Genomic DNA, 21,010 nt, shown 5'->3' on the forward strand with positions numbered 1-21,010 from the left:
TTAGTCAAATGGCTCGTATTGGATTTACGCGGTCAGGTTGATCTGGAAAAGGCCACAAACGAAGACGATTAATGAGACGGACCAACGTGCGTTTACTCTTCCTGTTTCTACTGGCGATGCCGGTACTTCCTTCCCACGGTGTCAGTGTGACGCTGCCAGGAAGGGTTTTGTTCGACCAACTTTGGGCTACACATGAGCGATTGAATCAAGTCGAAACAGACCAGTTTAATACGTGTACAGGCGAAAAGAGAAACCTGGAATGGGGTGAATGGTTATTCATTGTTGAAAGGCATTAGAGAGAGCCACCGGAAGATAGGGTTTAATGAACCAGCTCAAATTCTATTCTTGCTAATCCAATATCTCTACAAAAGGACCACTTGTCACTGCGAATCGTCTTACTTTGAAACAAAGGCATTAAAGGCATTTTGTGACCCTGGCACAAACAGAACTGATTGAAACGATTCCAGCAACCGACAAAGGGCACTCTATGCTGGTCTCAATTCAACACTGGGACATCCATCTACCTGGCTCTTTTTTACCCTTTGCCAGTCCGCCAGGTAGATGGATGTCCCTACAATCTATTTAACGGACGTATCTACATAGCGGACTGGAACGCTGGAGTATAGCTCATAAGCAATACTAACGAACAGTGGCTTTTACAACGGGACTGTAGTTATACTTTGCCACGGCTGTTGTTCTGACTCCGACTCTAAAGTAATACTGTCCCTTGGGTAAATGGGTATCTGCCCATTTGAACGTGAAAATTCGGGGAGTGCCCACGATGCTGGCATCCGTTGTTGCCGACGGGATATCCTGTCGCCACAGGTTAATAAAATACCCTGACGCATTGGAACTGACGCTTTCATCCACAATCTGATAATCACTGATCATGAAAATGAGTTGTGAAATCTTCGTGCTCGTGTTAGCGGCCGGTTTCGTGATTGTATATGTAAACGTACTGTCGGATACGCTCGCCGTAACCCGGTAAAATGGGGTCACCTTAAAATTTACTTCGGTCCGATTTCCATTTGTCAGTTGTATGGTTGCCGAATCAGCGGGCTGATACAGAAAGGCACCGTCGCGCGGGAAGGCTTTGTAGGTACCGGCAAAAAACTGGGTGGACGCGAATTCACCGTTAGCTTTTAATTCAATATCGGTCGTACCTGGATTCGGGTATTTGGCTTTATCCCACTGAATAAATCGCACGGTTCCTCCGCCCGGCTGCCGAAGTTCCAGCGGCTGGCCATTTTCGGCATCGGTCAGTTTACCATAGATGCCAGATGCTGGCTGGACAAAATTGTCCCATTTGTTGCAGCCACTAAACGTAATGCTCAGCAGCGCTGAAACGGCAAAAATGAGTTGTTGGGTTTTCATCGTTTAGTACAGTTAATAGCCCGGGTTTCCGTTGCCTAGTTTAGAGCCCGCTTTACTACGTTCGGCAGCCGGAATCTGGAAGTAATAATCCTTAGCCTGATAGGTTTTTCCACCACCATTCGGTGTTTTCTCAAAGACATAGTCTTTCGCATTGACGTCGTAATAGATATAGAGCCCAGTAGGAATCCAGCCACTGAATTCAGTCGTTAAGGTGCGCCATCTACGTAGATCCCAGAAGGTTCGGTTTTCAAAGGCTAATTCTACCGATCGCTCTTTACGAATTTTATCCCGGTCGATGGTGGTCAGGGGGGCTACACCGGCTCGTGTACGGAGTTGGTTGATGGCAGTCAGCGCTTCTGAAGCAGGCTTGCCAACTTCAAAAGCGGCTTCGGCATAATTCAGCAGCACTTCGCCCAGACGCATATCCAGCCAGTCGGTTTCCGATGACCAGTCCACGCATAGATTGGCGGGGCGTGTAGGATCTAAAAACTTCTTCTGCCAGAACGTAATAGCACCGTTATCGGAATTGCCGGTTGCTCGGACAGAATTGGCCGTTGGTGCCGCTAAAATCTGCTTCTTGTCAATGTCAAAATATTGATTGAGTGCGGTGCCATTGTATTTTATGCCATTGTAAATAACACCCCGCTGACCGGTAACCTCTACTCCTTTGAAAGGGCTTCCGGTCGGGATAATAGATCCAAAAAAGCGTGGATCCTTGTTTTTGAACACATCCTGGGGATTTTTATAATGAACATAGGCAGTGGGCGTGCCAATATTCAGGGTGCCGGGTGAGCCGTCCACGTAGTCAAACCGCTCGGCCATATCCAGGGTGGGCGTCATGCGGTTGGCATAGCCAATGGGCGACTGGATGACCACCGGCAACGCCATCAGATCCTGCGAATGCGTCCGTCGGGTCGACTCATAGTCCCAGCCTTTGCAGAAAATCGCTTCCGGATTACCCTGGAGTTCGTAAAAGAGCAACTGAAAGTTCTGCGCTTTATCCGTCGGGTATTTGTTGAAGAGACTATATTTTCCGTCATCGATGATCTTCCTGGCAGCATCGTAGGCGGACTGGAAATACAAAGTAGCCTTTGCCGGATCGATACCCACTAAACCGTCCAGTTGAACTGTTCCAAATTTGGCAATAGAACCGGCATGCAGCATGGTTCTGGACAATAGCGCCAACGCTACGTACTTATTGGCTCGGCCGTATACGCTGGCAGGGGGCAGGTTGGCGGCCGCGAAGTCCAGGTCCGACTCAACCAGATCCCAGACTTCAGATTCTTTACTCCGGGGCAGGTTGAGGTCAGCCGTGTTACCGTTGGTGATAGTTTGCGGTTCTAACAGAATAGGAACGCCACCCCAAAACTTTACCAGTTCCTGGTAATAGTACGCCCGCACAAACCGGGCTTCGGCAACATAGGCATTTTTAGTAGCCTCAGGAACACTAACCGTGGCAATCTCTTTAATAAACGTATTCACGTTGCGGATGGCCCGGTATAGTTTCCCCCAGTTCTCGTCGTTGTTCGAGGCATTGGTCGAGTTAGTGGTTTCCCAGGTCCAGTTCGATGTATAGCCATCACCGTTGCCCGGAAATTCGCCAAACCGGCCGTTGCAGAAGCTAAAATCTTCGATGGGGAGGTCCTTGTATAACGTAGCGAAATAGGCTTCTACCGCTTCCGGACTGTTGTAAACCTGTTCAGGCGTCAATAAATCTACCGGTCGTTTATCCAGCAGGCTGTCATTACAGGCATATAAGCCACCGATGCACAGCAGGATAATGTATATTTTCAGACTCTTCATGGTCATTACGGATTAAAAAGAAAGCTGGACGCCCAGATTCAGGTTCATCGTCAGCGGATAATTGTAACTGTACAACCGGTCGTCCGTATATTCCGGATCGACAAAATCAAGCCCCTTCGACCAGGTAGCCAGGTTGTAGCCGTTTGCGAAAACGCGCAACCCTCTGATGTGGGCTTTGCTGATCAACCCCTTCGGGAGGCTGTAGCCCACCTCCAGACTTTTGAGCCGCAGATACGTAGCATCGAACCGCCAGAACTCATTGCTCTTATAATTCTGGCGCTGGCCCGTTGAGGGATATTTGCCCGGAATCCACTCACTGGTGGCATCGGCAATTGTCGAACGGTGCCAGCGGTCGTTGAAGGCAGATATCGGGTTGGCCGTCTGAAAATAAAAGGGCCTCGATAGCTGATCCTGATAAGCCACCTGATACATGGTAGCGCCCTGGAACAACACAGCGACATCAAAGCCTTTCCACGACAGCGTAAGGTTGGTACCGAAATAAATGGACGGTTTGCTTTGCCCCCGCCCAATGACCGTTTCATCGAGGTTATTGATAAGGCCATCGCCGTTCAGGTCAACGTAGCGAATGTCGCCAGGCAGGACCGTCCGGTTGCCGGCCCCATCCATAATGGGCCAGTTCCGGATTTCTTCGTAGCTGGTAAACTGCCCATCCGTTTTATAGCCCCACACAATGTCGTTATAGCGGCCGGCGTTTCGGTTGCGCCAGTAATCATAATCGCTGTTGGCGGGGGTTTCTTCCCGGTAACGATACTGCGTTCGGGCGTAACTCATGTTGGCCGAGATCGAGTAGGTAACGCCTTTGACTTTATTGCGATGTCCCAGCACCAGTTCAAATCCCTGCGTGCGATCCTGATTGATGTTCTCTTGCGGCAGGTTTACGCCGTAGGTAGCGGGTATCGTCGATATGCGGTCCGCCAGTAAACCGTCCCGGTCGCGCCGGAATACATCTGCCTCAAACGACAGTAGGCCGTTCCAGAAAGCGCCCTCGATGCCGAAGTCGGTTGTGGTCGATGTATACCAGGTAATATTCGGGTTGGCTGAGTTTTTGAACCCGAGGCCGCCCACGAAGGTCGTTCCGAACTGATACCCGCTACTTGGATACGTGTAGCCAGTCAGGAACTGGAACGAAGCGCCCGCAATGCCATCGTCGCCCAGGATGCCGTACGAACCACGTAGTTTCAGGTTACTGATAAAGGGGGCATGGTTCCGAATAAACGCTTCTTCGGACAGTCGCCACCCAGCCGAGAAATAAGGAAAAAATCCCCAGCGGCTGTTTTTCGGGAAACTGGATGAACCGTCATACCGGAAACCGGCTTCCGCCAGATACTTCCCAGCGTAGTCATAATTCACGCGACCTACGTAACTCATGTTGGCACTTGAGCTATACCCCGAACCGATAGCGTCGGTTTTGCGGTTACCGGCTACCAACTGATCGACGGCATCGATGATAAACTGCGTGTTGGCATTGTTGCTATTATTTACCCGGTCGATCTGCTCGTATAATCCCAGCGCGCCCACGTTGTGCTTGCCGAAGGTATTCTGGTAATTGAATGACAACTGGATATCATTGCGGCTTCCCTGCCCAAACGCTTCCGTCAAGCGGGAAGGAGCCAGGTGTGTATACGCTTTCTGAGTAAGCTGGTTAGTCGTTGGGTCAACTACGTAATCGTACTGATTGTATTTCTTGGTAAACTGCTTCCTAAAATTATAATTGATGTCGTATGCGTACTGGGCCTTGGCCGTCAGCCCTTTCACAAAAGGAACGTTATACGTCAGTTGGAAAGTGGACGTCAGAAATTTCTCGTCGTTTCGGTTGTACCCGCTATAAGCCTCTGAAAAATCGGCAACAGGGTGGCTAAGTGAACTTAGCGGCTGCCGGAGGTAGTTTGGATCATTGTTGGAATAGAGTGGCTCCGTTGGGTCCCACTGCCAGGTATTCTTTAATAGGGCCCAGATCGCCTGACTTGGTTCCCGGCTGACGGAGTTGATAAAAGCCAGATTAGCCCCCATCGTCAGGCCTTTTGTCAGTTCAGCGTCGATATTCAACCGGAGGTTGTATTTTTTGCCGATCATAATATCCGAGTTGAACAAGCCATTCTCCCCAAAATAACCCGCCGACGCAAAATACCGGAGTTTATCGGTACCTCCGCTAACGGTGAGATTATGCTGCTGCTGGCCCGCCCGGTCGCGCATCACCGCTTTCAGGAAATCCGTACTGGGTACTTTGCCACTCTGGAAGTCAGCTAGTTGCTGGTCAGAATACTTCGGTGGCGTCATCTCCTGCCGATTGCTGATGTTATTATTTATCTGCTGCTCGTTATACAGTGTTGCGTACTGATAGGCATTCGACAGGGCTGGGTATCGGGTAATGATCTGCTGGCCGTAGTGACCGGTATAGTTTACCTGCACTTTACCCTGGCTTCCTTTTCGGGTGGTAACCAGAATGACCCCATTGGCTGCCTTGACGCCGTAGATGGCCGCCGTAGCATCTTTCAGGACCGACACGCTTTCAATTTCATTGGGGTCCAGTCGGTCGAAGCCAGCTTTATCCCGCTGAACGCCATCGACAATAATCAGCGGTCCACCCGTCTGATTGCCGTTAATGTCATTAGGATCGGTATAACTGAACCCCCGAATATCGATCTGCGAATCGTATTTGCCCGGCTGGCTGGATAGTTGCGTCACCCGAACACCGGGCGCCCGGCCCGTCAGGGTATTGGTTACGTCGCTGTTGGCGTTAATGACGAGTTCTTTGTTAGTAACGGTGGAAATAGCGCCTGTTACGTTTACTTTTTTCTGAACGCCGTAGCCAACGACGACTATTTCGTTCAGGGCTTTGGCATCTTCTTTCAGCGAGATATCGACGCTGTTTCGGTTGCCAATTTCAACTTCCTGCGATTCATACCCAACAAATGAAAAAACCAATACGGTCGGTCCATTCGGCACACTTAACGAATACGTACCTTTATCACTGGTCGTCGTACCGCGGGTCGATCCTTTTAGAACAACACTCACGCCCGGCAAAGCAGCTCCTTTTTCATCGGCAACCTTACCCGTAATCGTTCGGTCCATTGGGGCACGATTATACGAGGGAATCAGGCCTCTACCCGTTAATGTACTGGCAGGTACGTAGGTCCGGCTCGCCAGCAACGACTGAGCTTTTACCGTCATCGTAAACGCAGTGTACAGGAGTAGGCTTACCCAAACCGATCGGCGAACGGCTCGCCTTACTCCCCTTTTGCTAGATAATTTTTTTTGCATAAATCCTGATTTTTTTGGATTAAACAGGCCACGAAGAACGAGGGAGGCAATTAAAAATACCTTAACAAAAGCTTAAATGTTGAAGTATATGACTAAATTTTATTAATTTTCTTACTGTTTGAGCAATAAAATATGGGTTTTGTCAGGAATAATAGAATAGTCTATAGTTTTGATGACTAATGAATGTTAGGTAAATTAGACGCAGTAGAGGCAGCGTATCAATCTGGCTAACAACTGTGGGATAATGAAGTAATACGGGGCTTGAAAGCCCGTTTGGCTGACAAAAAAAGAGTAGCAGCATAACTACAAACACATTGACCTTTCATCGGTACATATACACCTTATTTGCGCGCATCTGCCTGCCTGTGGCGGCTATGTGTCTATGGCTCCCGTCAGGCCTTAATGCCCAGTCGTATGGCCTGCATTTTGTGGGCCATGAAGACATTCAGGACAGCCGGACATCGCTGGACTTATCTTCAGAACGACCATTATGCCTTCGGGGCAAGGTCGACCTTACATTCGACATGGCGCTAATGCCTAATTACCAAACCTACTTTGGCTATATCTTCCGGATGATCCAGGATGAAAAACAGAACCTTGATTTGTTGTACGATCAGAAATCGAAATGCTTCAAAATCATACTTGGTGAACGGTTTTCCCAGTCTGTTATCCGACTCGATTCAACGCACTTATTCAATCAGTGGAATCAGTTCAGGATTCAACTGGATTTGCCTCATAAGACCTTACTGGTCTTCGTTAATAACAAGCTGGTTGTCAGCGACAAACTATATTTTAAGGAAGCAGGCTGCTTTAAAGTTTTTTTTGGTAGTAATGAGTTCCGGGAATTCAAATCAACGGATTTACCCCCAATGAACTTAAAAGACATTAGCCTGTATGAGGATGATCAGCGGAAATATTACTGGCCTTTGCGGGAAATAGACGGAACGACGGCCAAAGATGAAATTACTGGTCAGATCGCTTCGGTGAAAAACCCGGTTTGGATAAAATCGCTGCATAACGACTGGAAACTGACCGATCAGTTTACGATCAAGGGATATGCCAACGTTGCCTTCGACCCTACCTCCGAAACGATATACGTAGTTGGGTCGGATGAACTCTACCAGTATGCGGTTCAAAAGCGTCAGGGTAACCGTCTGCCTCACAAAATTTACCCAACGAACCTTTTCCGGGGCAGTCAAGCCGTTTACAATCCCATTACCGGAAAGCTCTATAATTTTTTTGTGGACCAAAAAGCGGTCGCCGTTTACGATCCAGTAACAGGCAACTGGTCGAACGAATCAATCAGTCCCAATCACGTACAGGTAACGGAATACTGGCACGCCAACAAATTCATCGCCAGGGCCGATTCATCGCTGTATGTACTTGGTGGCTACGGCCAGCTAACGTACAAGAACAGTATCCTGCGCTATCATTTCAACACTCGTAGATGGGATACGCTCGCTGTAGGGAAGGACGTATATACACCCCGTTATCTAGCTGCGCTAGGCACATCGTTTACTAAGGATACCATTTATATGATGGGAGGCTATGGTAGCATAACGGGCGAACAGATGCTCAATCCGAAAAATTCGTACGACCTTCTGCAGTACGTAGTAAAAAAAAATGAGTTCAGAAAACTCTACGAACTGAACGTTCCTAAAACGGATTTTGCCTTTGCTAATTCGTTGGTCATCGAGCCAAAAACGAACCAATATTACGGGCTTATTTTCCCCAATCACCAGTTCAAATCTCACCTCCAACTCATTCGAGGCTCTTTAGCCAAACCAACCTATGACGTAATTGGTAATCCCATTCCTTATTCCTTCCACGATATTCACTCGTACGCCGATTTATACTACTGTCCAATCAGCCAAAAGTTAATAGTGGTTACGTTGTATCAGAACGAGGCTAACCACAGTACAGACGTAAAATTGTTTTCAATTTCGTTCCCACCGAACCTGCTGGAGGTTCAGTCGGCTGAAGAGGAGTCATATCCTATAAACTACGTGTGGCTTGCCCTGGCTACCCTGGTAGCGGGTGCCGGCATCTTTCTGTACATCCGCCGAAGCCGTCGACCGGCAGGGGACCAACAGCCAGAGCCGTATCAGCCCGACATCCCCAGGGCGGTTTTACAAAACGCCAACCCAGAACAAGTTACGCCGGAAGTCATTGGTCTACAGGCGGTTACCTTGGCTACGAAACCATTGCCTCTACCATCGAGCATCTTCTTTTTTGGGAATTTTCAGGTCCTGGATCATACAGGCTACGACATAACCAAGGCGTTTACGCCCTTGCTGAAAGAGCTATTTCTGTTGCTGGCGCTCAACAGCATTGGTAAACATCGGGGGGTGCCCTCTCAAAAGCTGAACGAAATTCTTTGGCCTGACAAGTCGGAACGAGACGCTGGCAATAACCGATCCGTTAATATTACAAAGCTGCGCAATCTATTGGAGAAGGTGGCATTCTGTTCGCTTTCCAAAGAATCCGGCTATTGGAAAATCGAGTTTGATTTTAGTCAGCTATACGTTGATTATGAATGCTACAGTGCCATTATTGAGGATAAAGTCCCGCTTACAAAACAGACAATTATTGAACTGGGCAAAATCACAAAGCGCGGCTCTTTTTTACAGAATACAGAGTACCCGTGGCTGGACGATTTTAAAGCGGATATCTCCAATAAACTTATAAATACATTTCTGAAATACGTTGATACGTTGCCTGTTAGTGAAGATCCGGAGTTTTTGATTCAGATCACGACCTTTATTTTTGATTATGACCCCGTCAACGAAGATGCCATCATTTTAAGGTGTAAAGCGCTGGCACTGATGGGCAAACATACTCTGGCGAAAAATACGTTCGAGAAGTTTGTTAGAGACTACAAAGCAATCTACGGCGAAGATTACGAACAATCGTTCTCGACTATCATTGATTAAGGTAATGAATCATATCCTACCGGGGTACGTTTATTTTCTGGAACCAGAAAGGCCAGACTCAACGCCACAAGATAAAATAGATGCCAACGTCTGGGATAACAGGCCGCCAATGTGGTTTGTTTTAGTCACGGCCCGATAAGCCGAGACGCAGAGATCACGGCCTCAGGGAGTTTCCCTGCCGGCTACCTGAATGGCTTTCTGCGTCTAACTGCCAGGTTGATCCTAGCCCACGACAATGTGGCTAGCCGGGAAGTAAGTACGAATCGATTCTAGCCTTTTTTGTTGATAGGCGACCCTACACGCCTATGGGTTGATTTGACAAACTATTGATCTACATCAACACATTTAATTAACATACCTCATCGGATTGCCCTGGTAGCTACGAGTAAGTTTGCTCCCGGATAAAAAGAGCAAATGTGATGAGACAACGAACCGTTTATCGCCTATATACACCGCACAACGAACAGGGCTTTCTGGGCACTGGTCATGTGGCCCGTACCGTTTTGACCGGCGGTTTCACCCAAACAGATCCGTTCATTTTCCTGATGGACGACATGCTGGACAAAAAAGATGATGAACCCGCCGGTGGGCCTCACCCTCATGCAGGCTTTGAAACAGTCTCGCTTCTAATCGATGGGGAAATAAAAGAGATGATGGAGTCCATGAAAAAGGGGGACTTCCAGGTCATGACGGCCGGTAGCGGCACGGTTCACACCGAAACGATCGATGGCCCCACCCAAGGGCGTTTGTTGCAAATGTGGCTGAACCTCCCCCGGAAAGACCGCTGGGTTACGCCCCGTATTCAGATCTTGCCCGCCGAACAGGTGCCGGTGTTGGACAAAGAAGGTGTCAACATGCGGCTGTACAGCGGTTCGCTGGCCGGTATTCATTCCCCGATAAAGAATTACACGCCCCTCATTGTCGCCGAGTTCACTATGAAAGCAGGCGTTGATACCAGCGTTCAGTTTCCAGCCCGTTTCAACGCCTTTATGTATGTCATCAGCGGTTCGGTATGGATCGCGGGGAAACACATAAATCAGGATCAGGTAGCCTGGCTGGATGTATTCGACTCCGAAGAAGAGAGTAACCTGACGATGCAGGCAGGTGAAGACGGCGTGCGCTTTGTGTTGTATGCGGCAGAGCCAACCCATGAAAACATCTTTTCCTATGGACCTTTTATTGCCGACACCCAGGCAGAGATTGCCGACCTGTATAAACAATACAGAAGTGGAACGATGAAACATATCGCTACCGCCCCTGAAGACCAGAAACTGATCTACTAACTTTTAAACTAAACGAGCATGAGTTACACAATCGGTATTATTGGTTCGGGCCATATTGGCCGTGGCCTGGCCACGCATCTGGCCAAAACAAACCACCGGGTATTGATCACCAACAGTCGGGGACCCGCATCGTTGACAGACCTGGTGGCCTCCATTGGCGGATCATTGACGGCCGCTGAGGTTAGCCAAACCATTGCCCAGTCCGACGTATTGTTTATCGCCGTTCCCTGGACCCAATTACCGGATCTGGCCAGCGAATTAAATGGCTATAACGGGAAGATTATTATCGATGCTACCAACAATATTGTCTCGGTCAGCCCCTTTCGGCTGGCCGATACGGCGGGTAAATCAACGGGCGAGTATGTAGCGGGCCTGTTTCCTGCACAGCGGGTTGTTAAGGCGTTCAATACCCTCGCGGCTGCTACGCTTGCACAGCCATCGCAGACCAGCCTGGGCAGTTCGGTTATTGTCATGAGTGGTGATGATGCCGACGCGAAAAAAGAAGTAGCTGAGATTACGAAAACAATGGGTTTTGAGCCGCTTGATCTAGGCACGTTCAGGCAGGGCGGTCACCTTCAGGATGTGGGCGGGGCTTTATCCGGAATTGAACTTATTAAGGTAAATCGCTAAGCATTAGTCTACTTTCAGCATAGACTAATGCTTACAGTGTAGCGCAGACGCATAGTAACTAGCATGGATATTCAGCATAAAGACAACGGAGAAAAAGGACTGTTTTACGTAGCGGTAGATGGTAAAACAGAAGCTGAGATGACCTACGTATGGGCGGGTGATCAACGAATTATTATCGACCATACCGGCGTGAGCGAAGCCCTGAAAGGCCAGGGTATTGGCAGACAACTGGTGCAGGCATCCGTCGTTTTCGCCCGCGAAAAACAAGTTAAAATACTGCCGCTTTGTCCATTCGCCAGATCGGTATTCGATAAAACGCCTGATTACCAGGACGTGCTCTTTTAACAATTGAAACGATGTGGACAACTCAAAATATTCCTGATCTGGCCGGGAAGCAGGCACTGGTAACCGGGGGTAATTCAGGGATAGGCTATGAAATGGGGGTAGCCTTATATAAGGCCGGTGCTGCCGTAACCATTGCCGGTCGCGATGCTCAGAAGTTACGTCAGGCGGCCGAAGAAATAAATAAGCTGGTGGGTAGGGGTAATGTAGAAACGGCGGTCCTGAATCTGGCTAATCTGGCACAGGTAAAGCAGTTTGCGCAGGATTACGTCAGTACGCACGCCCACCTGGATATTCTGATCAATAATGCCGGGGTGATGATGCCGCCCCAAAGCCGTACCGATGATGGCTATGAACTGCAATTTGGTACTAACTTTTTGGGGCATTTTGCCCTGACGGGGCATCTCTATTCACTACTGAAACAAACGCCCGGCGCACGGGTCGTTACATTGAGTAGCGGTGCCTATAAGTGGGCAACCGGGATTGACTACGACAATCTGCGCTCCGAAAAATCGTATGATCCCGTTCGTGACTACGGGATCAGCAAACTGGCGGATATGTTGTTTGCGCTGGAACTGCAACGAAAAATGGACCGTACCGGTGGGGATCTGTATTCCCTGGCGGCTCATCCGGGTATTGTTCGGACAGGGTTGCAGCGGCATATTGATGCCATGGCCCTGAACACTTATAACGAGGTAATGGACCCCTGGCAGGGCGCGTTAACGGCCCTCTTTGCCGCTACGTCGCCCGAGGCTATTAAAGGGGGCTATTATGGTCCCGATGGCGAAAAGGAACTGACAGGCTACCCGGCACCCGCGTTCATCAACGAAACGGCGGCCAATAGAGCAGAAGCCGAGACCTTATGGGCCTACGCCGAAAAAGAAACCGGTGTTTCGTTTCCAACCGACCGATAAACAGGATTAAGGCATACAATAACAGTAAAATAACAACCGTGTTTATTAAGCTTTGTTGATGTAAATCAACGGCGTTTTTTATCATACCTCAACGCCCTCCGCTTTCGTGAACGCTAGTTTTGTCGCGTCCCTGAAGAAACTACTCAGGATTTATCATTCAGAAACTTAACGCTAGAAGTAATGAGCAGTACGGCACAGGAACGTCCCTTTAAAGGCGAGCAAGATCCACAGATTTTTTCGGAGGTCAGGACTTTTTTGCAGGCACTAAATTCGGGCGATGGTAAACCCGTAGAAACCTTAAGCCCCGCCGATGCCCGACAGGTATTGACCGGTGCGCAACAATCGGTCGAGGTCGATTACTCGGGTATCACCGAAACCGAACAGACGATTTCGCAAAACGGCTATCAGGTAAACGTCCATATTGTAAAGCCCGAGCAGGTTCAGGAGGGCGCACCGGTGTTCATCTTTATTCACGGAGGGGGCTGGGTGCTGGGCGACTATCCAACGCACCGACGACTCGTACGTGATCTGGTGGTGTATAGTGGTGCCGTGGCCGTCTTTCCCGATTATACGCCTTCGCCCGAAGCGCAGTATCCAACGGCCATCAACGAAATTTATGCAACGCTGCAATGGGTAGCGGAACATGGCAGCGAAATAGGCGTGGATGGTGGCAATCTGGCGGTGGTAGGCAACAGCGTCGGCGGAAATATGTCGGCAATTATGGCCTTGATGGCTAAACATAACAACGGGCCCAAAATCAAGTTGCAGGTGCTGTTGTGGCCGGTTACAAATGCTGATTTTGATACCGATTCGTACAACTTGTTTGCCAGCGGCCGATTCTTAACCAAGAACATGATGAAGTGGTTTTGGGACAATTACCTGCCTGATGCCAGCAAGCGAAACGAGATCTATGCATCGCCCCTGCTGGCGACTATGGATGAGCTGAAAGAATTACCACCAGCGCTGGTACAGACCGCCGAAAATGACGTATTGCGGGATGAGGGCGAAGCTTACGCCCGCAAGCTGAACGAAGCGGGGGTACTCGTAACCCACACCCGGTATAGCGGTCTGATTCATGATTATGGGTTGCTGAACCCCATTGCCACCGTTCCGGCCGTGCAAACGGCCCTGTTGCAGGCGGCTGCGGTAATCAAAGCCGCGCTAAAGGCCTAACCATTCCATAAAATAGACAAGACGAGAATACTATGGCCAAACTTCAAGGGAAGGTTGCTTTTGTTACCGGTGGTAGCCGGGGCATTGGTGCCGGTATTGCAAAACGGTTAGCTGAAGAAGGTGCCAGTGTCGCTTTTACCTACGTTAGTTCACAAGAGAAAGCGGAAAAACTGGCCACTGAGCTTGAAACCCTGGGCGTCAGGGTCCTGGCGATCAAAGCGGATACTGGCAGCGACGAGGAGATTAATGCGGCCATCCAACTGGTAGTTGAAACGTTCGGCCAAATCGACATTGTGGTCAACAGTGCAGGCTTGTTTATTACCGGAACCATCGATGCTTCCGATACCGATCAGGCTGCATTCAAAAAACAATGGGATGTCAATGTACACGGTGTGGTTCATACCGTTCGTACAGCATTGCCTTACATGGGTACCGGAGGCCGGATCATCAGCATTGGTTCTACCGGTGGCAGCCGCTCCGCTTATCCGGGGATAGGCGATTATGCGGCAACCAAAGCGGCCTTGGCAGCCTATACAAGAAGCTGGGCTAGAGATCTGGGAAGCAAAAACATAACCGCGAACATCATTCAGCCGGGGCTAATCGACACCGATATGAATCCGGCTGATGGCCCGCATAGTTCGGCCATGCTGCAAGCCGTAGCTTTGGGGCGGTATGGAAACCCGGCAGATATTGGCGCTGCAGTGGCGTTCCTGGCGAGTGAGGATGCTCAATACATCACCGGTGTAACGCTGAACGTAGATGGCGGACAGACCACGTGAGGTAACCGCGTTATTTCTGAAGACATAGCCGATTATTTAACCAAAAAGAGCACCTGTCAAAGGTGCTCTTTTTGGTTACGGTCTATTTTAATTCAGCGTTGATCAATCAAAACCACGTCCTGGCTTGTATTGTCAACCAATACGATATGCGTATATGCGTCCGTAGTTGCCTTTTTTTCGGTTGACCGGACCAGGCCGGTTGACTGGCCCATGTATTTTCCTTTGTCATCTGCCTTGAACCGATTAATCTCATAATCGGCTGTGTAAGGCGCTGTTTTTGAGCGAGTAAACGCCAGTATATACGTACCATTGGGTTGCAGATTTGAAAAAATCTGTTCCACTAGATCGGCTAGGCCAACCGGACGAACGGCCAGCCTTCCCAGTCCATGGTCGTTATTGCCTGCCGGGTTAAGCGTAATAAGCTGGGTGGCGGCTGAATCGGTTAATGGGGTCAGGTTGGCTGGGTTCCTGATATCAGTTACGGCATTTCCGGCATACACCAACGCCTGCGGACTCTGCCCAATCTTCACCGGCGGTAGCGGCTGCATGGTTTCCAGGTTGATGCCCTGCACGCCATCGGCATACTCCAGGCCTACATACGCCAGTTTCCCATCGGGTGCCGCCCAGATGCCATGCGGCAGGGTACCCACATTGACCGTATCGGTTTGTTTGAAATTCTGCGCCGGGTCGAACACACGTACTTTATTTTCGCCACCCACGGTCGCCAGCATCAGCAGTTTGTTGCCAACGTTCGTAAACGTTACGTGGTTAGTAATGGCCCCCGTGTTCAGCACGTTGGCGATGGTCTGGGTGCGGGTATTCAATACCGTTACCTTCCCGACATCTTTGTGCGTAAACGCAACCCATTCGCCTTTCGGGCTGGTGAAGATATTTGGCGAAAACGGGCTGACCACGGGTATCTTTTTTACGGACTTATACGTAGTGGTATTGATGATATCGAGTTCAGGCGTGAAGCTGGAACACACGTAGGCCAGCTTGCCATCGGGCGAAAAGGACACCATTCCCGGACCATCAGCCACCGGAACCTGCTTTACTTCGGTCATGGTGGCGACGTCGATCACGCTGATATAGGCTTCGCCCCGCACCGAGATCCACACCTGTTTGCCATCGGGCGTGAAGGTCGGCTCGTGGGGCGAGCGCCCGACATAGACCGTTTTTAGCACCTTGTTGGTTTCGGTAGAAATAAACGTGACGGAGTTGGAGCCGATGGATACCACCGCCAGTAGCTTTTTGGTCGGCAGATAGCGCAGGCCATGCACCAGCGCCTGCCCCCGATACAAGGGCGACAGTACGTTGGGGTACGGTTTACCTAAGTCGATTTCGCCCAAAAAGGTATTGGTCGAGGGGTCTATTACCGACACTGTGTTGGACACCTGGTTGGCTGTATAGACCCGGTCGTGTGCGTAGCGTGATTGGGCGTGGGTAGTAACGCTGCCCAATAGCAACATGCCTAAAAGAAAACGTTTCTGGTTCATCATATTACTTTAAAAAGTCCGACATCTGGTCAATTTCAATCTGCTGGCTGGCCATAAGTTGTTTGGCATACGCGGTTACAGGCCCATTCCCGCTGTAATGCACCAGCACTTTAGCCATGTCGATAGCCGCTTGATGGTGTGGCTTCATGACGGCGGCAAACGCTTTATCGGTATCCGTCAGCGCATTGGTTAGGGGCATCATGCTCATCATGACGGCCATCGTCTGGTCCATGGCTGACTGGAACAGAGGGGGAGTACCCGTACCATCGGCATTAGCTTGTTTCAGCCAGAGCTGCATCTGCTCAATTTCGCTTTTCTGTTCGACCCGGATGCTTTTGGCCAGTTGAATCATCTCCCTATTTTTGCCATGAATGATTTCATAATTCGCCATAGCAATGGCTCCCTGATGATGTACGATCATTTGGTGCAGAAAAGAAGTGGTAGGGCTATTGCCAGCCGGTGTTTCTCCCATGCGGACCATCATCGTATCCATCATGGTCAGATAAACTTGCTTAGGCGTCTGATCCGGCGTTACGTGCTGATGGTGTTGCGCCTGCAAACCTTGAGCATACACCAGGAAGGCGATAAGAAACCCGTATTTTTTCATGTGCAAATGGCATTCTTCGATCCTCTCAAAGTAGAAACGTGCTGTGGTAATTCATAACCACGGCAAAGGTAACCTGGGGCCGCACAGCCACTTGTTGATATATGATAACTAAGTGCGATACCAGGCGCAAGGTTCATTCGGGGGCCTATCTTGATCTGGAGAACTGAGTGACGCAATTAGTTTTGTTGATCTACATCAACGTTTGACACCAACGACAACGCTTACTTTTGAGCAGTAATGTCGTATCGTTTTAGGAAACAAACTAGCCAGTCTACTTATGGATGCCCAGTTAATGAATACGCTCCAGCAAACCCATACCGCTGTCTGGAATGAAAAAGATCGTACAACACGTGATGCACTGATGCAAACCATCTATGCCGACGAGATAAAAATGTATGACAAGGATTTTATTCTTACCGGCACTAGTGCCGTTTCTGACTTTATTGATAAGCTGTTTGCGGGCGATGCCAATTTTACCTTTACGGTGACAAAACCCATGGAAAGTACGCAAAATGGGGCTCGGCTATACTGGGATATCCGTACCGGGCCCAAGCCGAATGTCTTAACCGGCATGGATTTTTTTGTACTGGAAAATGAAAAAGTGGCGCACCTGTTTGTGTTCATGGATGCTCAGTAAAGGACTACATCAGGCCAGTGTAAAGCCATTCTTTTTGGTATTAAAATTAGCTACCACATGACTGTGAAACCCGTTATTCTGGTTACAGGCGCTACCGGTAATCAGGGGAGTGCTGTAACGAAAAGCCTATTGGAACAGGGGACGTTCACGGTTCGGGCGCTGGTTAGGCATAAAGCGAGCGAGAAAGCAAAAGCACTCGAATCGCTGGGAGCTGAATTAGTAGAAGGTGATTTTGAGGACATAAAGTCATTAGATGAGGCCCTACTCGACGCCTATGGTGTCTTTTCCATGCAGGACTTCTCACACGGTGCCGATACGGAAGTCAAACAGGGAAAAACACTAGCCGATCTGGCTAAAAAAGCGGTTGTCAATCACTTCGTCTATTCGTCGGTGGGTAGTGCCAATCGTCATACGGGCATTCCGCATTTTGAGAGTAAGTACGCCATCGAAGAGCATATCCGAATGATTGACTTACCCTATACCATTCTACGCCCTGTTTACTTTATGTATAATTACAGGGGTATGCGGGATATGATTGATAAAGGTCTTATCGAACTTCCACTACGTCCCGAAACAACATTACAGCAACTATCTGAGCAGGATTACGGCAGCATGGTCGCCACGGTGTTTGCCGACAGAGATCGATTTGTTGGAAAAGAGATCGACGTAGCCAGCGTTGACATACCGATGACAAAACTGGCCGAAACATTCAGCCAGGTAGTTAATAAACCCGTGCGGTATCAGCAAATGTCGTTTGATAGCTTCCGGGAACAGGCAGGCGAAGAAACAGCGCTTATGTTTACCTGGTTTGAAACCGTTGGCTATTCGGCCAATGTAACAGAATTAGAAACGATATTCTTCCCGCTCTCCTCCGTTGATAGGTATCTAGCCCAAAATTGGGGTGCTAACTAACTGGCTGGTTTACAGTCCAGTTTAGTCTGCATCATAACGTACTATTCGCCACTTTCATCGACCATTTCCCACCAGAACGAATAGTAACGTAATGCCCTTTGCTGTCATAACGTCCGGCTTTCCCGTTTAGCACACAGGTTCTTATCCCTATCTGAGACAGTTTAAGCCACTGTTTTGGAAACTGGTAAATTATTCTGGAGAAAGCCCCTACTTCAGGGCAGTAGGGGCCATACCAAACTTTTTCTTGAAGGAATGGGAGAAGTGCGACAGGCTTTCAAACCCCAGGTCGAGGTAAATGGCCGAGGGGGTTTGATGTTTGGCTTCGATGAGGTGCTTTGCTTCAGTCAGCCGTTTGTCCTGTAGCCAATGACGGGGTGGGGCGCCGAACGTTTTCACAAAATCGCGTTTAAAAGCGGCCAGACTGCGGCCGGTAAGCTGCGCGAATCTTTCAATGGGAACGTTGAAATGAAAGTTAGTAAGCATGAACTTTTCCAGATCAATCTTGTAAGGTTCTGAAAAGTCAAATAAAAAGCTGCGAAGCCCTGGCAGGGCAAGCAATAACAATTTAACGCCTTCTTTCACTTTCAGGATGCCCATTTCGTCCGTCATGGCCGCTCCTGAGCTTCGGGCGTAAGGAACAATAGAGTGAAAATAGCCCTGCAGGAATTCGTTGGAAGGAATCAGGAGGTTTGGCGGACCGATATATTTCCGGTCTGCTTCGAGCTTGTCTTCCAATGCGATCTTGCGCAGCAGGTCCTCCTGCAGGGATATCACGATTGTTTCATAGTGGCCGCCAGGGAGCGGTGTTTTGGTGAGCGTACCCAACTGATTTTTACCGATCAACAGCATTTCTCCCCCGGTCATCGAAATTTTTTGCCCGGAGGTTTCCAGGGTAAACTGTCCCGAAACCTGCAATATCAAGGTATGGTGGTTCCAGAAACAAACTTTCTCCTTCCGCTCAGCGGAGAGGTACGAATAGAAAATCACGCCCGGAAGAATTTCGGCTGGACTAGTCATTTAGCGTTGTAAGTAAGTGCCACCGTGTATAGCGCCTATGGCAAACGTAGTGTTCAACGTGTTCATTTCTTCCGATGTAAAGACAATATCCATCGCTGCGATATTTTCCGGTAAGCGCGACCGACGACTCATGCTCACTAACGGCATGATATGATCACTTTGCTCCTTCACCCAGGCGATGGCCAGCTGGGTTGGCGTACATCCTTTGTTGCTGGCTAATTGCTTCAAGACATCGACTTTTTCCAGGTTATGGATTAAGTTTTCACCTTGAAAACGGGAGAAATGGGTACGGTAATCGTTTTCGGCAAGCGGTGCTTTCAGTTCACCGGTCAATAAGCCTTCGGCCGTGTTGGCGAAGGCCACTATACCAATACCTAGTTCTTTGGCTGTTGGCAGCAGGTCGCTTTCGATTTGACGGTCGGCCAGCGAATAGCCGATTTCCAGCGCGCTGATGGGGTGAATGGCGTTCGCTTTACGAAGCTGGTCAGCCGTAATTTCCGATACGCCAATGGTACGCACTTTACCTTCTTTTATCAGGTCGGCAACGGTTCCAATGATGTCTTCCACCGGCACGCTATTATCCATTCGGCTAGGCTGGTAGAGGTCGATGGTGTCAATACCCAGGCGAGTCAGCGAGTAGTTAATAAAATTCTTGATAGCAATGGGTCGCAGATCCATTCCCAACCACTGACCGTTGTGGAAGATGGCACCGAATTTAACGCTGATGAAGGCATCTTCGCGCCTTCCTTTAATGGCTTTGCCGATCAGCATTTCATTATGACCAGCCCCGTAAAAGTCTCCGGTATTCAAAAAATTAATACCGCGATTCAGGGCTTCCTGGATCGTAGCGATGCTTTCTGACTCGTCAGGTGTGGAACCGCCCCAGATGGAAGACATGCGCATGCAGCCTAAACCAAGTTTAGACACGAAAGGGCCATTTGGGCCCAACTGAATTTTTGTGCTGTTTTTCATGCCACAAAGATCAAACGTCGAAACGCGAATTAGTTTCTTCTACGGCTCAAATCGTTTGTCCCTGCGGCTCAAATTTACATATACCGTGGAAAATTGGTTGGTGAAGCAAAACCACAGCAGTAAGTTTAGTTAGAAGAGGAACTGCCCACGTCGAAAATGAGGGCGTTTCACAAATCCCTTCTTTGTAGGAGAAGGAACAGGCGTTTTATAGTTTGTTGTACTCAAAAAGGCCGTATTGAGTAGCTATAGCGAACCGTTCCACTTTACTTTTTTGTCGATTGATGCCGAATCCGGCTAAGTGTTTCTTTGGTTATACCCAGGTAAGACGCTACAATGTGCTGCGGAAAACGCTGCAAAAATTCGGGGTATAGTTTGATCAATTCCTGGTAGCGATAATCAGCGGTGTAGTTGATGGACGTATTCAAGCGTTTCTGAGCCGCTATGTGCTGATTATCATCGAGCTTTATCCGCATTTCGTTGAAGGCAGGAATAGTATTAACCCGTTCGTAATAACCATTGGCCTTGGGTAATAACAGCAACTCGGTTTCTTCCCAGGCATCTATGTTGTAGATAGAGGGTATTTCTTTGTGAAAGCTCTCGCGATCAGAGGTCCACCAGTTTTCGATGCATAAGTTGAGTACATGCTCGTACCCTTTTTCGTCGACGGTATACTGGCGGGTAGCTCCCTTCACAATGAAGGCAATGTATTTGCAGACTTCACCTTCCTGTAACAGAAATTGTCTTTTTCTTAATTTTTTAGGAATAAACGCTTCCTCGAGCAAGCTGATATCTGCTTCGGTAAGCAAACTGGATGACCGTTCTTGTATATAATGGATAAGCGACGTGAGCATCAAAC

18 protein-coding genes are annotated in these 21,010 nt (G+C 49.0%); 10 read left to right on the forward strand and 8 right to left on the reverse strand.

The window, feature by feature from the left end; all coding sequences use genetic code 11:
• Positions 1–71: 71 nt before the first annotated feature.
• The gene (locus tag ACYVEA_RS13900; RefSeq protein ID WP_461114031.1) at positions 72–296 is read left to right on the forward strand and encodes a hypothetical protein; all 225 of its coding nucleotides are present in this window, start codon (positions 72–74) and stop codon (positions 294–296) included.
• Positions 297–639: 343 nt separating this feature from the next.
• Here the strand turns inward: ACYVEA_RS13900 and ACYVEA_RS13905 are convergent, their stop codons facing one another.
• Genes ACYVEA_RS13905 through ACYVEA_RS13915 form a run of 3 tightly spaced genes read right to left on the reverse strand, consistent with a single transcriptional unit; the run spans position 640 to position 6,369 of the window.
• Positions 640–1,374, reverse strand: coding sequence for a DUF3823 domain-containing protein (locus ACYVEA_RS13905; protein WP_461114032.1), 735 nt, complete (start codon positions 1,372–1,374; stop codon positions 640–642).
• Positions 1,375–1,386: 12 nt separating this feature from the next.
• The gene (locus ACYVEA_RS13910; protein ID WP_461114033.1) at positions 1,387–3,177 is read right to left on the reverse strand and encodes a RagB/SusD family nutrient uptake outer membrane protein; all 1,791 of its coding nucleotides are present in this window, start codon (positions 3,175–3,177) and stop codon (positions 1,387–1,389) included.
• 12 nt (positions 3,178–3,189) lie between these two features.
• Positions 3,190–6,369, reverse strand: coding sequence for a SusC/RagA family TonB-linked outer membrane protein (locus ACYVEA_RS13915; protein WP_461114034.1), 3,180 nt, complete (start codon positions 6,367–6,369; stop codon positions 3,190–3,192).
• Positions 6,370–6,773: 404 nt separating this feature from the next.
• Here ACYVEA_RS13915 and ACYVEA_RS13920 point away from each other — a divergent pair, with 404 nt between their 5' ends.
• From ACYVEA_RS13920 to ACYVEA_RS13950, 7 genes are all read left to right on the forward strand, one after another.
• Entirely contained in the window at positions 6,774–9,392 is a 2,619-nt protein-coding gene (locus ACYVEA_RS13920; protein WP_461114035.1) for a galactose oxidase, read from the forward strand.
• Positions 9,393–9,811: 419 nt separating this feature from the next.
• Positions 9,812–10,675 carry a pirin family protein gene (locus tag ACYVEA_RS13925; RefSeq protein WP_461114036.1) on the forward strand — a complete coding sequence of 288 codons (864 nt, stop codon included), beginning with the start codon at positions 9,812–9,814 and terminating at the stop codon, positions 10,673–10,675.
• Between the two features lie 18 nt (positions 10,676–10,693).
• Positions 10,694–11,305 (forward strand): NADPH-dependent F420 reductase, encoded by a 612-nt coding sequence (locus ACYVEA_RS13930; RefSeq protein WP_461114037.1) that lies wholly within the window; start codon positions 10,694–10,696, stop codon positions 11,303–11,305.
• A gap of 63 nt (positions 11,306–11,368) precedes the next feature.
• Positions 11,369–11,650 (forward strand): GNAT family N-acetyltransferase, encoded by a 282-nt coding sequence (locus ACYVEA_RS13935; RefSeq protein ID WP_461114038.1) that lies wholly within the window; start codon positions 11,369–11,371, stop codon positions 11,648–11,650.
• Positions 11,651–11,661: 11 nt separating this feature from the next.
• Positions 11,662–12,561, forward strand: a complete 900-nt coding sequence (locus ACYVEA_RS13940; RefSeq protein WP_461114039.1) for an oxidoreductase — start codon at positions 11,662–11,664, stop codon at positions 12,559–12,561.
• Positions 12,562–12,741: 180 nt separating this feature from the next.
• Complete coding sequence (locus tag ACYVEA_RS13945) at positions 12,742–13,734, forward strand: alpha/beta hydrolase (RefSeq protein ID WP_461114040.1); 993 nt, start codon at positions 12,742–12,744, stop codon at positions 13,732–13,734.
• Positions 13,735–13,766: 32 nt separating this feature from the next.
• Positions 13,767–14,513: an SDR family NAD(P)-dependent oxidoreductase gene (locus ACYVEA_RS13950; protein WP_461114041.1), complete on the forward strand. Its 747-nt coding sequence runs from the start codon at positions 13,767–13,769 to the stop codon at positions 14,511–14,513.
• Between the two features lie 92 nt (positions 14,514–14,605).
• Here the strand turns inward: ACYVEA_RS13950 and ACYVEA_RS13955 are convergent, their stop codons facing one another.
• A complete protein-coding gene (locus ACYVEA_RS13955) occupies positions 14,606–16,009 on the reverse strand; it encodes a YncE family protein (RefSeq protein ID WP_461114042.1) in 1,404 nt (467 codons plus the stop codon).
• A gap of 4 nt (positions 16,010–16,013) precedes the next feature.
• A complete protein-coding gene (locus ACYVEA_RS13960) occupies positions 16,014–16,616 on the reverse strand; it encodes a DUF305 domain-containing protein (protein WP_461114043.1) in 603 nt (200 codons plus the stop codon).
• A 277-nt stretch (positions 16,617–16,893) separates the two neighbouring features.
• On the opposite strand from ACYVEA_RS13960, the gene ACYVEA_RS13965 reads away from it, so the two are divergent.
• The gene (locus ACYVEA_RS13965) at positions 16,894–17,253 is read left to right on the forward strand and encodes a nuclear transport factor 2 family protein (protein ID WP_461114044.1); all 360 of its coding nucleotides are present in this window, start codon (positions 16,894–16,896) and stop codon (positions 17,251–17,253) included.
• 57 nt (positions 17,254–17,310) lie between these two features.
• Positions 17,311–18,165 carry an NmrA/HSCARG family protein gene (locus ACYVEA_RS13970; protein ID WP_461114045.1) on the forward strand — a complete coding sequence of 285 codons (855 nt, stop codon included), beginning with the start codon at positions 17,311–17,313 and terminating at the stop codon, positions 18,163–18,165.
• Positions 18,166–18,372: 207 nt separating this feature from the next.
• Here the strand turns inward: ACYVEA_RS13970 and ACYVEA_RS13975 are convergent, their stop codons facing one another.
• The 3 genes from ACYVEA_RS13975 to ACYVEA_RS13985 form a co-directional block, all read right to left on the reverse strand.
• Positions 18,373–19,182, reverse strand: a complete 810-nt coding sequence (locus tag ACYVEA_RS13975) for a helix-turn-helix domain-containing protein (protein ID WP_461114046.1) — start codon at positions 19,180–19,182, stop codon at positions 18,373–18,375.
• The gene (locus ACYVEA_RS13980; RefSeq protein ID WP_461114047.1) at positions 19,183–20,154 is read right to left on the reverse strand and encodes an aldo/keto reductase; all 972 of its coding nucleotides are present in this window, start codon (positions 20,152–20,154) and stop codon (positions 19,183–19,185) included.
• Between the two features lie 263 nt (positions 20,155–20,417).
• Entirely contained in the window at positions 20,418–21,005 is a 588-nt protein-coding gene (locus ACYVEA_RS13985) for a Crp/Fnr family transcriptional regulator (RefSeq protein ID WP_461114048.1), read from the reverse strand.
• Between the last annotated feature and the right edge of the window lie 5 nt (positions 21,006–21,010).

This window comes from Spirosoma jeollabukense (assembly GCF_054777855.1).

Excerpts from the sequence above, each read along its gene's own strand:
- ACYVEA_RS13910 (WP_461114033.1), bottom strand. The coding sequence starts at position 3,177 with ATGAAGAGTCTGAAAATATACATTATCCTGCTGTGCATCGGTGGCTTA.
- ACYVEA_RS13975 (WP_461114046.1), bottom strand. The coding sequence starts at position 19,182 with ATGACTAGTCCAGCCGAAATTCTTCCGGGCGTGATTTTCTATTCGTAC.
- ACYVEA_RS13935 (WP_461114038.1), top strand. The coding sequence starts at position 11,369 with ATGGATATTCAGCATAAAGACAACGGAGAAAAAGGACTGTTTTACGTA.
- ACYVEA_RS13940 (WP_461114039.1), top strand. The coding sequence starts at position 11,662 with ATGTGGACAACTCAAAATATTCCTGATCTGGCCGGGAAGCAGGCACTG.
- ACYVEA_RS13960 (WP_461114043.1), bottom strand. The coding sequence starts at position 16,616 with ATGAAAAAATACGGGTTTCTTATCGCCTTCCTGGTGTATGCTCAAGGT.
- ACYVEA_RS13900 (WP_461114031.1), top strand. The coding sequence starts at position 72 with ATGAGACGGACCAACGTGCGTTTACTCTTCCTGTTTCTACTGGCGATG.
- ACYVEA_RS13985 (WP_461114048.1), bottom strand. The coding sequence starts at position 21,005 with ATGCTCACGTCGCTTATCCATTATATACAAGAACGGTCATCCAGTTTG.
- ACYVEA_RS13915 (WP_461114034.1), bottom strand. The coding sequence starts at position 6,369 with ATGACGGTAAAAGCTCAGTCGTTGCTGGCGAGCCGGACCTACGTACCT.
- ACYVEA_RS13925 (WP_461114036.1), top strand. The coding sequence starts at position 9,812 with ATGAGACAACGAACCGTTTATCGCCTATATACACCGCACAACGAACAG.
- ACYVEA_RS13905 (WP_461114032.1), bottom strand. The coding sequence starts at position 1,374 with ATGAAAACCCAACAACTCATTTTTGCCGTTTCAGCGCTGCTGAGCATT.
- ACYVEA_RS13965 (WP_461114044.1), top strand. The coding sequence starts at position 16,894 with ATGGATGCCCAGTTAATGAATACGCTCCAGCAAACCCATACCGCTGTC.
- ACYVEA_RS13945 (WP_461114040.1), top strand. The coding sequence starts at position 12,742 with ATGAGCAGTACGGCACAGGAACGTCCCTTTAAAGGCGAGCAAGATCCA.
- ACYVEA_RS13980 (WP_461114047.1), bottom strand. The coding sequence starts at position 20,154 with ATGAAAAACAGCACAAAAATTCAGTTGGGCCCAAATGGCCCTTTCGTG.
- ACYVEA_RS13955 (WP_461114042.1), bottom strand. The coding sequence starts at position 16,009 with ATGAACCAGAAACGTTTTCTTTTAGGCATGTTGCTATTGGGCAGCGTT.
- ACYVEA_RS13930 (WP_461114037.1), top strand. The coding sequence starts at position 10,694 with ATGAGTTACACAATCGGTATTATTGGTTCGGGCCATATTGGCCGTGGC.
- ACYVEA_RS13950 (WP_461114041.1), top strand. The coding sequence starts at position 13,767 with ATGGCCAAACTTCAAGGGAAGGTTGCTTTTGTTACCGGTGGTAGCCGG.
- ACYVEA_RS13970 (WP_461114045.1), top strand. The coding sequence starts at position 17,311 with ATGACTGTGAAACCCGTTATTCTGGTTACAGGCGCTACCGGTAATCAG.